The organism is Alteromonas sp. ABH2_165 (assembly GCF_056159945.1).
In genome coordinates this window covers 220,652-235,508 of record NZ_JBSWWF010000005.1, presented here as the reverse complement: position 1 = coordinate 235,508, position 14,857 = coordinate 220,652, and the positions used below count along the sequence as shown (strand labels likewise).

Sequence of the window (14,857 nt, the reverse complement as noted above, 5' to 3'; positions counted from 1 at the left end):
CAATTATTTTCGTTTTTATATGTGTTGCCGAACGCGGGGAACACAGAGCGTGTTTTCACACCCACGGGCAGAGTGAATATTTCCTTTTACGGAATAGAGTTAGCGTACCTGACAATTGGTGACTATCGCCAGTCTTTTTATTGGTGAGTCTTTCTGAACGCCCACATTCCTTACTTAGTGATTCAGCAAGGCTTCGTAAATGCGCGTGATAACACTGCCGTAGCCTGCGGTTTCAAACTGACTGCCAGCAAATGTAAGTCCGCCATTAGCAGTGCTTTCCACCGGTGTGTGACGGGCATTGGTGAACAACACAATGGCTAAATTCTGTGCCGGATCTATAACGGTTGCTGTGCCAGTCCAACCGGTATGTCCAAAGGCCGTGCTGCTGGCATACGGGCCGAAATGCCAGCGGTTACGTCCGTCTGCTGCCCGGCGCCAGCCCAGGCCAAAGCCCGGGTTTGCTGAAGACGGTGCGGTAAACAGCGACAGGGTGTCTTTATCCAGCATGGTCACTTTGTCGTAGCCACCACCATTAATCAGCATTTGCATGAGCACGGCGAAGTCGTCTACGTTAGAGAACAACCCGGCATGACCCGACACGCCGCCCATGCTGTACCAGGCTTTCTCATCGTGCACTTCACCTCTGAGTGTGTGAGTGCGAATACCCGGGAAGGTAATATGGCCACTGCGTGAGTTGCCGTTGATTTCTGTGGCGGCAATCTGGGATGGCAGTATGCCTTTTTCCAGCGGGTTGAACAGGGTGTGGTTCAGTCGAAGTGGCGCATAAATAAATTGCTCGCAATAGCGGTCGAGCGACATACCGGTGATGCGTTCAACCAGTAATCCCAACAGCATGAAATTGGTGTCGCTATAAGCGGTGTGTTGGCGATTGCCTTCACGAAACGGCACAGCGGTGGTCAGTAATGTTGAGGTGTGCTGCTTATCTCTGGATTTAAATTTCGCCATCCGGCCTGGACCGGGTTCGAAAAAGCGCACCTCCGGGCCGTAGCCAGAGTGATGACTGAGTAAATCCCGTACAGTACGCGCTTCACGCCCATCACCGGTGTATTCCGGTAAATAATGATAAAGCGGCGTGTCCACATTCAGCTTGCCTTCACTCACCAGCTTCATTAGCGCCAGATTGGTGGCGAACATTTTGGTGTTAGAAGCCACATCAAATAATGTACCTGGCATCATAGGCTGCGGATTAGCGAGTGGCTGCCCATTTTCATTAAACTTAAGTGCGTTGCCGTAGGCCGTGCGCTTTACTATTTGGCCGTCTTTTATAACCAGTAAAACGGCACCAGGAAAACCGTCTTCAATATCCTGATTAATCAGCTTATCGACTTCTGTAAATTTGCTTTGCCATTTCTGCGTGGCATCGGTAAGCACGGGCCAGGGAATGACAACTTGCAGGGTATCGTCTTGTGCACTGAGGGCTACAAGCTCAAAGGTATTCGTGCCAGTGTGCGTGCGTCGCTGCAGCGAGTAGGCATAGGTTTGTCCGGCTTCAAGCGGGTCGTCGAGGGTAAGCAATTCCCCGTTTATCTTTATCTGCGCCTGAGTTGTGGAGGCAGGCGTCAGTAGCATTTCGCCCCGACCTTTGAAGGCTTTAAAACCAAGCTTGTCGTTCACCTCGGTGCGGGTAGAGCGATCTTGTTGTGGGAACACGGCATCAATTTGCCCCAGCTTTACCTGCGGTTCTGCCGCGCCCGCGGCCAGTCGTTGTTGTTCGTTGGTATATCGTGCCATCAACTTGCGGTGCTTTTGCGGAAAGTATTTTTCCAGCAGTGCAAATAGCGTAGCTGCCGTTTCACTGTCGAGGGTGCCGCTCACGTTGTCTTGTACGAAATGCATCTGAAAAGCGAATAACGCATCAATGGTTTGTTCATCGGCAATACCGGTTTCTACAACGCCATAGCCATAGGCTTGCAGTGCAGCTTGCATAAGGCCTACCGAGGGTAATGCAGGGGTAAACTGCTCCCAGTGTTGCTTTAATTCGGCGGTATCGTACCAGGCACCTATGCCGGCAAGGTAAAGCTGATACCAAGGAAAACGCGGCCCCGGATCGCTTTTACGACTGAAGGCGATGTCAGCATGACCAACAATGGCGGTGGGGGTAATATCGGGGTTGCGAAGAAGTATTCCCTGCATCAGGGAGATGATTTGTTCAATTTGTTGCGGGTGATAATCCGGATAAGTGCATAAACGATGTCGGCGGTGTTCACCGGGGGCATTGGCGTATTCGGCAGAGATCTCACAGTGCGGCACATTAACCACTTCAATGCCTATTGAGGTGTCATTAAGATGGTTGCGGCCCTGCCATTGTCCTTTTCCTGCATGCCAGGCGCGCCGGGATTCATCCACCAATTGGATAACGCTTGCGTTATCGCCGTCGAAACTGGCATCGTTAGGGTCGGTAACCAGATAGTGCGAACTGAGGCCGCCTTCGTCGACAAGGGTGTGTACACTCTTCTGGTAGTCTATTGCGGTATAGTGAATGACCACCAGTTTTATTCGCTCTCCGACGTTTTTCGATGGCATCTGCTGATATTGCCCCGCACACCCGAACATGGCCACTGCTGAGAGCAGCATAAATAGGGAGCGGGAAAACCAGAGCGGAAGCGACATCGATTCAAACCAATAACGAACACAAAGATAATCAACAAATTATCACAGTGACTTTTGATGTAAACAGGAAGTTCCGCCCACTGCGGTGCGCGGCAGGCAAGGCAGTCAGATAACCCATGAACCGACTTAAATCGCTGGATGTATTTCGCGGCATAGCCATTGTGATGATGGTGCTGGTAAACAACCCCGGAAGCTGGGCGACCATTTACTGGCCTCTGAAACATGCGCAGTGGCATGGGCTAACTCCCACTGACGTGGTGTTTCCATTATTTATTTTTGCGATGGGGGCATCGCTGGCGCTGAGTGTGAGACGACAACTTGGCAGCGAGCGAACGGCCATTATTCCAGGCATTCTCCGTCGAAGTGCTATCTTGTTTGCCTGCGGATTGTTTCTCGCACTTTTCTTCTATAACCCCTACAGCAGTGAATTTAACTGGTTCGCAGACAGATTTATGAATGTTCGGGTGATGGGGGTACTGCAGCGCCTGGCGCTGGTGTACCTGCTTACCGCTTTGCTGGTGCTGTATGTGCCTGCTCGTCAATATATTGTCTGGTGCATCGGTTTATTGCTGCTGTACTGGGCGATGATGACGTTTATCCCTTACCACGGTAACGACGGCGAGGTGTATCAGGGGCTTTGGCTGTTCGGAAACAGTTTTGCTGCCTGGCTGGATGCCAATGTACTGGGTGTGCATCATGTTTATTATGGCGGTGCCACCCCGTTTCCCTTCGACCCGGAGGGTTTACTAAGCACGCTTCCAGCGGTGGCCAGTTGTCTTTTCGGGGTTATAGGCGGTAACTGGTTACAGCAATCGCAGGTGAATGGCGCTGGCAGAAAATCGCTCTGGTTGCCCGCAATCGCAACTCTGGTTCTTGGGTTAGTTGCGGTACTGTGGATCCCAGTGAATAAAGCACTATGGAGCCCAAGCTTCGTGTTGATTACTGCCGGGCTTTCTATGTTACTGCTGGCGTTGCTTGAGGTGGCACTGAACCGTTCCGGCAAGCACGTATGGACAAAACCCTTCCTGATTGCTGGCTGCAACAGCCTGTTTTTCTTTATGCTCTCGGGCATTGTCGCTCGCTTGTTGTTTATGATCCCTGTTCACGGAAAACCGCTTAAATCTTATTTTTTCGAGCAGTATTTCCTGTCGCATTTCTCCCCCTACAATGCCTCGTTGGTGTTTGCCATTTGTTTTCTTTTAGTGATGTTCATCCCAACCTGGTGGTTGTATAAAAAACGCTGGTTTATAAGGGTGTAAGCGATACAGGTAAAGACGCATTCAGTCTGGGTAAAGGTTTGGTAAAAATTCGGACAACAGCGCGAAATTCCTGTCGAACACAGTATATTCAAGCGTATTTATATACAGGCAGGACTTCACCATGACGCAATCTAAAGATTTTACTAAACCCTCGTCAGGCATACTCACAGAACGACGAAAGACACTAAAAAAACTGGCGTCTTTTGCCGCTGCGGCACCGGTAATGATGCTTGCAGGATGTGGCGGTGGTAGCGGCTCTACAGCCGCATCTTCATCGGGCTCTACAGCAACGGGGTCAAGTGGCACAAGCACAGGAACCGGAGGAACCAGCACGGGCACCACGGTAACGGCAGACAACGGTAGCTGGCTGAGTGGTGGTACCGATGCCATGACCGCCAGTTTTCCTGACGACAGCATATTTGAAGATAGCGCGAGCTGTACGGTGCAACTCACCGGGCAGCAAACAGAAGGTCCATGCTATTTCGATTCTGATTACCTGGATGATATTTCAGAAGGGCAAACCGGTCTGCCAATGCAGCTTTGCCTGCAACTCACCGACGCCAGCTGTAATCCGCTGGTAGGTTATGAAATTGAGGTTTGGCATTGTGATGTGGAAGGTATCTACTCCGGTGATACAACGGGTAGCTCCGATACCAACGGTTTTAATTCCTCGTTTTGTACCGGTAATGATGCCGAAGCGCTGCAAGCACGCTGGTTCCGGGGAATTGCTGTGACAGACAGCAGTGGCCGGGTTAACTTTGCCACTTGTTTCCCTGGCTGGTATGCCAGCCGAGCTATACATATTCACTTCAGAGTGAAAAACAATAACAACGATCAGCTGATTTCACAGTTTGGGTTCGACGATGATTTCTGTACTGAGATTTGTACGTCGCACTCTGATTACATCAATCACGGAGCGCCGGATACCCTACTGGCTCGCGACACCGTATTTGGCAGTGACTATGACGAGTATCTGTTCAACCTTGAACAGAATGAAGATGGCTCGTTACTGGCGTATAAGCGTATAATGATCTCTGCCTAATACGCTACAACGAGTAGGTTACCCTAGCGCGTGCCAGCGACCATTTAACACCGCCGCTGACGGTTGGTTGCTGTGCGAATCGCCCACAATAAAATAAGCGGGTGCACCGGGAAGTAATGGCGTTGCCACCGGTGCTGTCGCGACCACTTGCACAGGCATTGTGGTCGTTATGCTGAGTTGGTTCTGCGTATCAATAAAATAACTAAACCCTGCTTTTAGCAAGTTCAGGTAAGTTTCATCATTCAGCGTTAGCGGGGAATCTACTTCAAATCCCTTCTCAGGCAGCACTTTCAGCCCTTGCCCATTTATGTTGGTAAACCCACTGATTGTGCGCAAATCGCCAATGGCGCCGACTGTACCTGTGTCAGTTTTGCCGTCAATAAGTATGCTGATATCGGCAAGATAGGGCAGGTCGCTACCTAGGGTAAGGTTATACAACTTCATGTCACACAAGCCATCTTCGCGATTTTCAGGGATGCGATAGTAATCAGCCAGGGAATAGCGATTCACCGTATTATTGAGAAAAGCCTCCAGCGCCGACTGCAGAGCAATCACATTCATTTTACGGGCAACCTGGCGGTTAGGGTCCTGCTTGGCAGCACCACTTTCAATCAGTATCGTGCTCGCGCCGGTTGCGGCGATGTTGTCGCCGAACGACCGGAATGAATAGGTGTCGTCGTAGCGGGCAATGCAGCCAGGAATATAGTGCCTCAGAACATCTGCCATTCCCGCAATAAGTTGCTTAGCGCGCAGACGCGGGCCGTCCACATGCTTATCTTCGTGATACGCCGGGGCGAGAAACGCAATGGTCGCTGGGCTCGATGAAGTCCCCGCAGTGTAATACGGGTTCTGATCGTGCAGGTTAAAGGCGATATCCGGTTTAAGTTCGCTTACCTGATCATGCAGCAGCCGACCTTCTGGAGACTGCAATGCTTTGGCATCGCGATTAATATCAATTCCCTGACCATTCACTCGGGTGCGGCGCTGCGCACCATCCGGGTTTAACATTGGCACCACGTGCAGGGTAACCTGATTCATCCAGTCTGCAGGTAAACCAGAAAGCGCCAACGCGTGGGCAGAGGTTAATATTTGCAGCCAGTCGAGTACAGCGGCCGTCGCGGTAGGTTCATCGCCATGCATTTGTGTCCAGGCCAGAATAACCTTGTCACCTGTACCTACGGAATAGCGTTTAATGGGCCGTCCTTCGAAGGATTCACCAATATCAGCCACCCGAATATTCTCATTCTGAGCCAATATCTCCATCACCGGCGCAATGTCGCTGGCGTTAAGGTGCACTTTGTTCAGTTCCCGCCAATGCATCGCATCAAACGCCTCTACGATGTTGGCTACTGAAATATGAGGATGTGCCGTCATGGTTATGGTTTCCTTAGCCGACTCAGAATTCGGGATACAGCAGGTAGGGTTGGCGCTGTTGTTTGAATTGTTTCAACGCGGGCTGCCAACTTGCACGGATTTGCTGTTCAGACTGTCCGGCTTCAATCGCTTTTCTGAGTGCATCAGTGCCGCTTAGCTTGTCGAAGAAATCCGGTCTGTTGATGAATAGCTCGCCAGCCTGTTTAAATTGATTAAAAGCCTGCAACAGCAAGGTGAGATCGAAACCTTCATTTGCTGCACGGCGGAGATCCTGACCACGGAGTTTCACATCCTGCAATTTAGGGGAAGGCGCACTGTTCGGCATACTCACCGGGGTAAAAGAGAACGTGCCCAGCGCCACTTTGTCGTGTCCGATAACCTGAAAAGGAAACGGCGTGCCGCGGCCCACGCTAACGGTGGTGGCTTCAAATAAGCACAGCGAAGGATAAAGTTGTATCGATTGTGCGTTTGGCAGATTAGGGCTGGGCGCAACCGGCAAATCGTATGTCATCGATTTGGTGTAGTTTGCCACCGGGATCACAAGTAGCTCTAGCGCATCGGCCTGATTAAACCATTGTTCACCGCGCATCATCTGCGCGAGTTCGCCGACGGTCATGCCGTGCAATAATGGAATGGGATCCATTCCCACGAACGACGCAAAACCTTCCTCACGAATAGGGCCATCGGTGAACATGCCATTAGGATTAGGACGGTCGAGTACGATGACCTGTTTTTGCTGCTCAGCGGCAGCTTCCAGCACTAAATGCAGGGTACTGATGTAGGTGTAGAAACGCGCTCCCACGTCCTGAATATCAAAGATAATCACATCGCTATCAGCCAGCATTTCTGGGCTGGGTTTTTTGGTTTTACCGTACAGCGATAAAACCGGCAGGCCGGTGCGGGTATCCACACCATCGGAGATGGTTTCCCCGGCACCGGCGTCGCCGCGAAACCCATGTTCAGGGGCCATTACTTTGGTAATCGTCACGTCTTTATCAAGCAGATAATCTACCAGATGTGTGCCTTTGACTTCTGACGTTTGATTAACGACTAGTGCTACTTTCTTCCCTTGCAGTTGGTGCAGGTATAAATCTGGCTGCGCTGCGCCTATTGTCAGCGCTGTTGCGGAAAAACAAAGCAGTGAGAACACAAAGAAGGTTGTGGCAGACAAACACCAACGGATGCGCCGAAGGCTAACTGCGAGTCCGGTTTTCGCGGGCTTAGTGCACTTGCTTGTCATCATTCGGCACCCACAGCGCGGCGAAGAAAACCATCGTTATTTGCCAGCAAAGTGCGGGCTTCGTCGGCAGAAGAATGGGTGAGGATCATCAAGATCGCCAGCTTCGCTTTTTGTCCAGCGGCCTCCAATGCGGAACTTGCCTGTTCCTCGCTGCAATCGGTGGCCTGCATGACAATACGCACTGCCCGGGCGCGTAGCTTTTCGTTAGTGGCATTCACATCTACCATCAGGTTTTGATAGGTTTTCCCGAGGCGGATCATGGTGGCGGTGCTCAGCATGTTGAGTACCAGCTTTTGCGCAGTACCGGATTTCATCCGGGTAGAGCCCGTTAGGCTTTCCGGGCCGACAACCGGGCAAATGCTGATTTTCGCCGTGCGAAGTAAAACCGTGTCAGGGCTACAAGCAATGCCAACCGTGCCCGCACCAATGTGGTTGGCGTAAGTGAGCGCACTTACCACATAAGGTGTACGACCACTGGCTGATAACCCAACTAAAATATCATCGGCACTGATGTTCACCGCTTTTACATCCCGAATACCCTGTGCGCTGTCATCTTCGGCACCTTCTACGGCATGTTGAATGGCTTTCTCGCCACCGGCGATTATGCCCAATACCAGCGAGTCGGGCGTGCTGAATGTGGGACGGCATTCTACTGCATCCAGAATACCCAAACGGCCACTGGTGCCCGCGCCAATGTAAATCAATCGGCCACCGCGATTGATACGCTCAACAATGGTATCCACCGCGGCGGCGATATGTGGAATTTGGGTGGCCACAGCGCCTGCAACTAGCGCGTCTTGCTGATTAATTTTCTGCAGAATACCTTCGCTTGAGAGCAAATCGATATCCATGGTGTCAGGATTTCGCCCTTCAGAAGCAATTTTGTTTAGCTGAGCGAGAAGGGCTGAAGTGTCCTGATGATTGTCTGGCTGCATGTTGTGGCCTTTTTATCTCTTGTTTTCGGTGTTTATGCTGCTGTCTCATTGCGTTGTCGGGTATTACCCGCGGCACAGATGACAGTGGAAACTATTGTGCCGATGACCAACTGCCAGGTAAAGCCGAGTTCAATGCCCCAGGTTTCAGGCAACACGCTTTTCATTACATAGGGTTGCATAAAAAGAGGTACACAGAAACCCGCAAACAGGGCGCAAATCACTGAGTTTTTACTGCCGCGTTCAGTGAAAAGGGTAATAAAATAAACGCCAAGCAGCCCGCTGTAGGAAAATACCATCACGCCCAGGGCAAATTGCAGCAGCGGCGTGTTGGTGTATTGCTGCCAATAGAAGCACAGGCATGCCATGCTGCCCAATGCCAACGCCATGAATGCCATCGCAATACGGCCCGCCTTCACGAAATGGCTATCGTTGCGCTTTTGCTTACGCCGTTCCAGCCAGGGGCGATACATGTCTTGAATCAATACACTGGACATAGAATTCAGCCCGGAATTCAGGGTTGATAATGCCGCTGCCAGAATGCCTACCGTCACCAGACCACGCACGCCATCGGGAATTTCGTTAAGTACGTAGTACATAAAAATAGTCACTGGCTTGCCAGCAAAGGTGGGCACGGGTTCATCAGCACCAAGACTACTCATAAGATCAGGGCGTTGATAATATACATAAAGTAGTAGTCCGATGATCAAGAACAGGCACATCACCGGTATCACCATGACCACCGAGAGCAACATCGCTTTGCTGCCTTCTTTTGCATTTTTGCACGTGAGTACACGCTGGGTCATATCTTGATCGAGTCCGAATGCGGCAATGTTGAGTAACACAAATCCGGTAAAGACCGACAGCAGGCTAAAAACACCGCTGTTACTGAAGTCGATATCGGTATTGAACAACAGCAGTTTTGATGCTTCGCCCGGAGCCGGGTTTTCCAATGCGGCAATAACTTCAGAAAGCGATGCGGGGATCGCGCTTAATAGGGCAACGATAACGGCCACGGCGGCGCCGATATATATCGTGGCCTGTAGCACGTCGGAGTAAATTACTGTGCGAATGCCGCCGTAAACGGTATATACCAAACCAACCACAGTAATGATGATGGTGGAAATTATCACGCTTTCAGCATCGATATTACCAAACAGGATCATGGCGACTGCCAGTGCGGCCATGTAGAGTCTGGCACCACTGGCAAACACGCGTCCGAACAAGTACATGGCCCCAGCCAGTTGTTTGGCTGACTCGCCAAAGCGTTGCTCCAGCAGTTCGTAAACGGTATAAACATTTTGTTTATAAAAACGCGGGATCAGAAACGCAGCCACGAAGAACGCAGCGATGAAGGCACCTATGTTGGTTGAGAGGTAAGTGAGGTCGCCCCGGTAACCTTGATCTGGACCACCCAGGAACGTTGCGGCAGACTGCGAGGTGGCAAGTACAGAGATTGCCACTAGCCACATGGGCATGGTGTTTCCGCCAAGAAAGTAGTCCTTTGCTGAATGATTCTTGCGGTTGAATAACCAACCACTGGTAACAAGCAGGAGGCCATATCCCGCAAAGACCAGCAAATCCATTACCGCATAATGCCCGAGCATACCTTCCCGCTATATTTATCAGCCTGTTAGCTGCCCCACGATAGTGTATTCCGGCTAATATGTATAGCCGGATCTAGCCCAGCATTGTAATATGCTTAACCTTCCAACCGCAGACAGGACACACCGCCGTTGAGCAGACAAACTCGCGCTATCATTCACGCTGATGCCATTGAAGACAATTTCCGTTTAATGAAAAAGTATGCCGGAAACGGGCAGAATATGGCGGTGGTGAAAGCCGATGCATACGGACATGGTGCGGTGAGTGTTGCACGGATATTACGCAATGAAGCCGCTGCTTTTGCCGTGGCCATTATTGAAGAAGCGTTATTGCTTCGTGAAGCCGGTGTACGTGCACCTATTGTTGTGCTTGAAGGGCCGCATCAGGCGCTCGAATGTGAGTTGGCAGCACGAGAAAACTGCACGCTGGTGGTTCATCAACGGGAACAACTGGAATGGGTAAGGCAGTGCCGGGAAGGCCGGAAACCAAAAGTCTGGTTGAAGGTAGATTCTGGCATGCATCGGTTGGGTTTTGATTGTGAGCGTGTACCAGCGTTAGTAAGCGAGTACAGCGATATTATCGATGCCGATTCTGTTCTGGTTACGCATCTGGCCTGCGCCGATGATACCGCAAACTCCTTCACGGTAGCGCAACTGCACGCGTTTAATAAAGTGCGTGAAGCGACCGGGTTAGACGTGAGTATTGCCAGTTCGCCGGGTACAGTAGGGTGGCCACAAAGCCGAGGTGACTGGAATCGAATTGGTATTGCCATGTATGGTGCCGAGCCGCTTTCAGAAGCCAGTGGATTAGCATTAAAGCCCGCGATGTCGTTGCAGGCCAGTATTATTGCGCTGCGCAAAGTAAAAAGCGGTGAAACAGTGGGCTATAGCCAAACGTGGCAAGCAGAACGGGACTCGCTGATTGCAACCGTCGGCATTGGTTATGCCGATGGCTATCCTCGTCATATGCCCAGTGGCACCCCAGTAATCGTAAAAGGGCAGCGCGCCGCGTTGGCTGGCCGCGTTTCCATGGATATGATCACCATAGATGTGACCGACATTGCGGATGTCGCCATTGGTGATTTTGTGGAGTTGTGGGGAAAACAGCTGCTGGTGGATGAAATCGCCCGTTGTGCGGGGACAATTTCGTATGAACTTATTACCCGGGTGTCTCAACGGGTTCCACGCATCGTCAGACACATCTAATCCCCCGGTTTCGGTAGGTTAAAGTGTTAAGTTGCGAGCGAATACATAGAATATTCTGCAAATAAATAAAGTTGCTCAGGCTACCATTTGGCGACAATTTATGTTGGTTGGGCGTTCGCTTATTGAAAACTTTTTAGTCAGCCCACAGTATGTTTTTGTACCGCGAGCAGGCAAAGATTCCACTTTCTCATTTCCATTATTCAGACTGCTTATTATTCTAATTCTCTTAATTCGTTAGAATAAAATCTCTCAGTTCCGATGCAAGTTCTGTCATTTCGCCTCGCGGACGCGGTACCAGCAAGGTTAGTCGAAAGGATAGCGGCCAGATTCTTAAATCCATCCTATAGTTGATTGGATAAATGCTGGACGCCTTGCTGCAGTATGGAAACCGTTTCTGACATTCATTGTGAGGTAAGTTATGAGAACTGGTTATAGTAGAGCGAGAGTGAACCGTGGTGCTTATTCACGGCCTGTACCGCAACAACAATCGACTAAGCCACAGGCGAAGCCGAAAGCCAAATCCAAATCTTAATTCAAATAGAAAAAGCCCGGCAACTAGCCGGGCTTTTAGATCGTACAGGCAAAGCGGGAAGAGAAGGGCAGAGTTAACTCAATTTCACCCGGTTCTCATGTTGCCCTAATTAACGTGATGTCGCGCTGTCCCGGTCATCCATCGGTGATGCTTCTTCTTGCTCATCTTCGCTGGTGATCCCCGGCAGGATATAGCGTTCAGGTCGGTGATTAAGCGACAGCACCATATTCAAACAGAATGCAGCCAATACCGACATCAGTACCAGTTTCCAGTCGAGCACCAGCAGTGACGACAGCAAGATAATGGTGTCTATAGACAGTTGAAATGTACCCGCGCGAATGGAAAACCGCTGTTGCAGATAAAAAGCCAGAATACCAAGTCCGCCCATGCTTGAGCTGTGACGGAACATAATCAACATGCCTACACCCAGTAAGATCCCACCGAAAATGGCAGTGAAGATGGGGTTGGCGTTATTGATTTGCACAAATTGAGGAATGATATCTGTGAGTAACGACACCGTGGTAACGGAAATAAAGGTATTGATGGTGAATCGCTTACTGATATGTGTCCAGGCCAGCGCATAAAAGGGCACATTGATAACAAAAAACAGCAAACCAAAATTGATTGGCAGTGCATATGTGCCGAGTAGCGCAAGCCCCGCAGCGCCGCCCACCATAAGATCCTGAGATTGGAAGAGATAAAGCCCAAAGGCGACAAAAAGTCCGGCGCTGACTAACGCGAAGAGATCCTCGACCACACTGTGTTTTGGTTTCTGCATTGATAGCCCCTGATTTTTAAAAGCCGGTATTATACGGAGGCATCAATGCGAAGTAAGCTGCTGGTTAAATTTTGCACTTCCCAATTGCGGTGAGTGTGGAATGAATGATTTACGCCGTGTGATAAAAGTGTAAATTGGACAGTTAATGAACTATGTCGATGAAGAGGCTGAACTAGTCACCAAGCAGACGACGAAAGCCATTCCTGACGTCGTCTCCGTAGCAGCACAAAATAACTTTAGCAGGGCTTTGGCCTCTACTTGCATGCAAGCGAATATTGCCAAGGGCGATCTCGCAAGCCATGTTCACGGGGAAGCCATAAATGCCACAGCTTATTGCAGGAAAGGCAATCGTACGAAAATTATGCTTGCTAGCGATATTAAGACAAGCGCGATAACATTTTGCCAATAGACTGTCTTCATTATTACCGCCGCCGCGCCAGACAGGGCCTACTGTGTGGATGATATAAGATGCGGGAAGCTGAAAGCCGGGTGTTAGTACAGCCTCTCCCGTTGGGCAGCCATTTAGGTTTCTGCAAAACTCAAACAGTTCGGGGCCTGCAGCATGATGAATGGCCCCATCAACACCTCCGCCGCCTAACAATGACGAATTTGCTGCATTAACAATGGCATCCACCCGAAGCTGCGTGATATCCCCATCAAATAACTCAATCGTTGCCATGTAATCCTCAATACGCGGACAAAATTCTGCAAAACCCCCATTCTGTCGTTAATCAGTAACAGTGTTTGCCGGATACAGCCGTCTAGCGCCATATTTCACCTATGGATTGCAGTTTCCACGCCACAGTTTCATGCGCTGTTTCCACGTTATTTGGCGCTGGTTCATAGTTGATCAGAAAAAGCGGCATACTACGGGTTGAATTTGAGGCGGGATAACTATAGATACCTTTTATGTAATTGAAATATATGAATTTAATTTATTAGGAGAAAGCCAAAATAAGGCGCATAATCGGCCGTTTTTTAATCACTTGTGGGAATCAATATGATTTTCTCTAATGATCGAGTTTCCGTGTATGTGTTGTCGGTTTCTGATACCCAAAAAATCAATCAGTCGCAGCATGGCACACGATTCCGCGATGCTGTTCAACTGCTACTTCCTGGTGGTGAGGGCTGGATTTTTGATTATGGTGTATTGGTTTTTTGGGGCGTGGATGAAGACGAAAGGCTGGCTTTTTTACACCGCTTGCAAATCAGTGGCGAAGCATTGTCTGGAGAACATCAGGAGCATGTCCGTTTCGAAGTTGGCGCGCCTGCATTAAAGTTACATGGCGACCTGATCTCCTTACCAGGAGACGAAATGCTGCTGCGATTGGCGGTGAGTCACGCTCTCGCGCAGTCGACAAAATTAAACGAGTTTGAATATCAGGCCGAACAGACTATTGAGCAATATGCGCACCTACCAAAAACACTGGCAGAAACTGGCAAAATTAATCTGAGCAGTAAGCGCCTGGCAAGCATTCGTGGGCATTTGTTCAGCACGAAAAGTGATATCTTTTTGCATTATGGTTTGCTGGATACCCCAGAGTTTTTCTGGGAATACCCGGAATACGAAGAGGCGTACAACGCAACCATGAAGTATCTTGATATCAGGCCGCGGGTGGATCTGCTATCGAATAAGCTAAACGTGATACATGAATTGTTTCAAATGCTGGCCGACGAAGTGAAACATAAACACTCTTCATTCCTCGAGTGGATTATCATTATTCTGATCGCATTTGAAATTATCATGTTTGGTGCGCACGAGCTAACAACGTTACTTCAGGGCTGATGCCCATTTGATTACGTGTGACTGCCCACAGCTCTCACCGACGTGTAGCCTAAAACCGGTAGCAGGATAAGAGTGAGAAAGGCGGGAGCATCTAGAATGGCTGCGGCAAGGATAGCTGCAGCCCAAAGAATACCAGTGGTGACTTTTAGCTTGTTGCAATTATTCATTGGGTGTTTCCGGTGTCTTATTAAACCTATCGTTTAACCTAGCAGACAGACTGGATGAGAAACAGGCGAAAAGATTTACAAAATGTGTGGGCGATGTGGTCTTTCAGGAAGGGAATGCTGTAGAAGCTACTCATATAAAAACAGGCCTTATAAATAAGACCTGTTTATCGGGTGTTTAGACTAGTGATCACATTCAGCGAGCAGCTTGGATTTCTTCTTGATTTTGCAATCAAAAATCTTCTCAGCATTTTTCCTTCCAATATAGTAAGCAACTGTATATGGATGGGCCCGCTCAAAAAAACGCGA

At 49.7% G+C, this 14,857-nt stretch carries 12 protein-coding genes; 4 read left to right on the top strand and 8 right to left on the bottom strand.

The window, feature by feature from the left end; translation table 11 throughout:
- Window positions 1-174: 174 nt before the first annotated feature.
- On the bottom strand, window positions 175-2,631 hold the full coding sequence (gene pbp4b, locus ACXAFQ_RS11705; protein WP_474822013.1) for a penicillin binding protein PBP4B: 2,457 nt from the start codon (window positions 2,629-2,631) through the stop codon (window positions 175-177).
- Window positions 2,632-2,747: 116 nt separating this feature from the next.
- Between pbp4b and ACXAFQ_RS11700 the strand changes: the two genes are divergently transcribed.
- Both ACXAFQ_RS11700 and ACXAFQ_RS11695 read left to right on the top strand, forming a co-directional pair.
- Window positions 2,748-3,890 carry an acyltransferase family protein gene (locus ACXAFQ_RS11700; RefSeq protein WP_474822010.1) on the top strand — a complete coding sequence of 381 codons (1,143 nt, stop codon included), beginning with the start codon at window positions 2,748-2,750 and terminating at the stop codon, window positions 3,888-3,890.
- Window positions 3,891-4,011: 121 nt separating this feature from the next.
- Complete coding sequence (locus tag ACXAFQ_RS11695) at window positions 4,012-4,932, top strand: dioxygenase family protein (RefSeq protein ID WP_474822007.1); 921 nt, start codon at window positions 4,012-4,014, stop codon at window positions 4,930-4,932.
- Between the two features lie 18 nt (window positions 4,933-4,950).
- Here the strand turns inward: ACXAFQ_RS11695 and ACXAFQ_RS11690 are convergent, their stop codons facing one another.
- From ACXAFQ_RS11690 to ACXAFQ_RS11675, 4 genes are read right to left on the bottom strand one after another with little or no spacing between them, the layout of a single operon-like run.
- Window positions 4,951-6,306, bottom strand: coding sequence for a M14 family zinc carboxypeptidase (locus tag ACXAFQ_RS11690; protein WP_474822003.1), 1,356 nt, complete (start codon window positions 6,304-6,306; stop codon window positions 4,951-4,953).
- Between the two features lie 22 nt (window positions 6,307-6,328).
- Complete coding sequence (locus ACXAFQ_RS11685) at window positions 6,329-7,549, bottom strand: exo-beta-N-acetylmuramidase NamZ family protein (protein WP_474821999.1); 1,221 nt, start codon at window positions 7,547-7,549, stop codon at window positions 6,329-6,331.
- Entirely contained in the window at window positions 7,546-8,481 is a 936-nt protein-coding gene (gene murQ, locus ACXAFQ_RS11680) for an N-acetylmuramic acid 6-phosphate etherase (RefSeq protein WP_474821994.1), read from the bottom strand. The genes ACXAFQ_RS11685 and murQ overlap by 4 nt, the downstream gene beginning before the upstream one ends.
- A 32-nt stretch (window positions 8,482-8,513) precedes the next feature.
- Complete coding sequence (locus ACXAFQ_RS11675; protein WP_474821991.1) at window positions 8,514-10,085, bottom strand: sodium:solute symporter; 1,572 nt, start codon at window positions 10,083-10,085, stop codon at window positions 8,514-8,516.
- A gap of 129 nt (window positions 10,086-10,214) precedes the next feature.
- Here ACXAFQ_RS11675 and alr point away from each other — a divergent pair, with 129 nt between their 5' ends.
- Window positions 10,215-11,288, top strand: coding sequence for an alanine racemase (gene alr / locus ACXAFQ_RS11670; protein WP_474821988.1), 1,074 nt, complete (start codon window positions 10,215-10,217; stop codon window positions 11,286-11,288).
- A gap of 641 nt (window positions 11,289-11,929) precedes the next feature.
- Here the strand turns inward: alr and ACXAFQ_RS11665 are convergent.
- The gene (locus ACXAFQ_RS11665) at window positions 11,930-12,598 is read right to left on the bottom strand and encodes a YitT family protein (RefSeq protein ID WP_474821984.1); all 669 of its coding nucleotides are present in this window, start codon (window positions 12,596-12,598) and stop codon (window positions 11,930-11,932) included.
- 172 nt (window positions 12,599-12,770) lie between these two features.
- On the bottom strand, window positions 12,771-13,277 hold the full coding sequence (locus ACXAFQ_RS11660; protein ID WP_474821980.1) for an O-acetyl-ADP-ribose deacetylase: 507 nt from the start codon (window positions 13,275-13,277) through the stop codon (window positions 12,771-12,773).
- 321 nt (window positions 13,278-13,598) lie between these two features.
- Between ACXAFQ_RS11660 and ACXAFQ_RS11655 the strand changes: the two genes are divergently transcribed.
- Window positions 13,599-14,384 (top strand): RMD1 family protein, encoded by a 786-nt coding sequence (locus ACXAFQ_RS11655; protein WP_474821976.1) that lies wholly within the window; start codon window positions 13,599-13,601, stop codon window positions 14,382-14,384.
- Between the two features lie 11 nt (window positions 14,385-14,395).
- On the opposite strand, the gene ACXAFQ_RS11650 is transcribed toward ACXAFQ_RS11655, so the two are convergent.
- Entirely contained in the window at window positions 14,396-14,551 is a 156-nt protein-coding gene (locus tag ACXAFQ_RS11650) for a hypothetical protein (protein WP_474821973.1), read from the bottom strand.
- Between the last annotated feature and the right edge of the window lie 306 nt (window positions 14,552-14,857).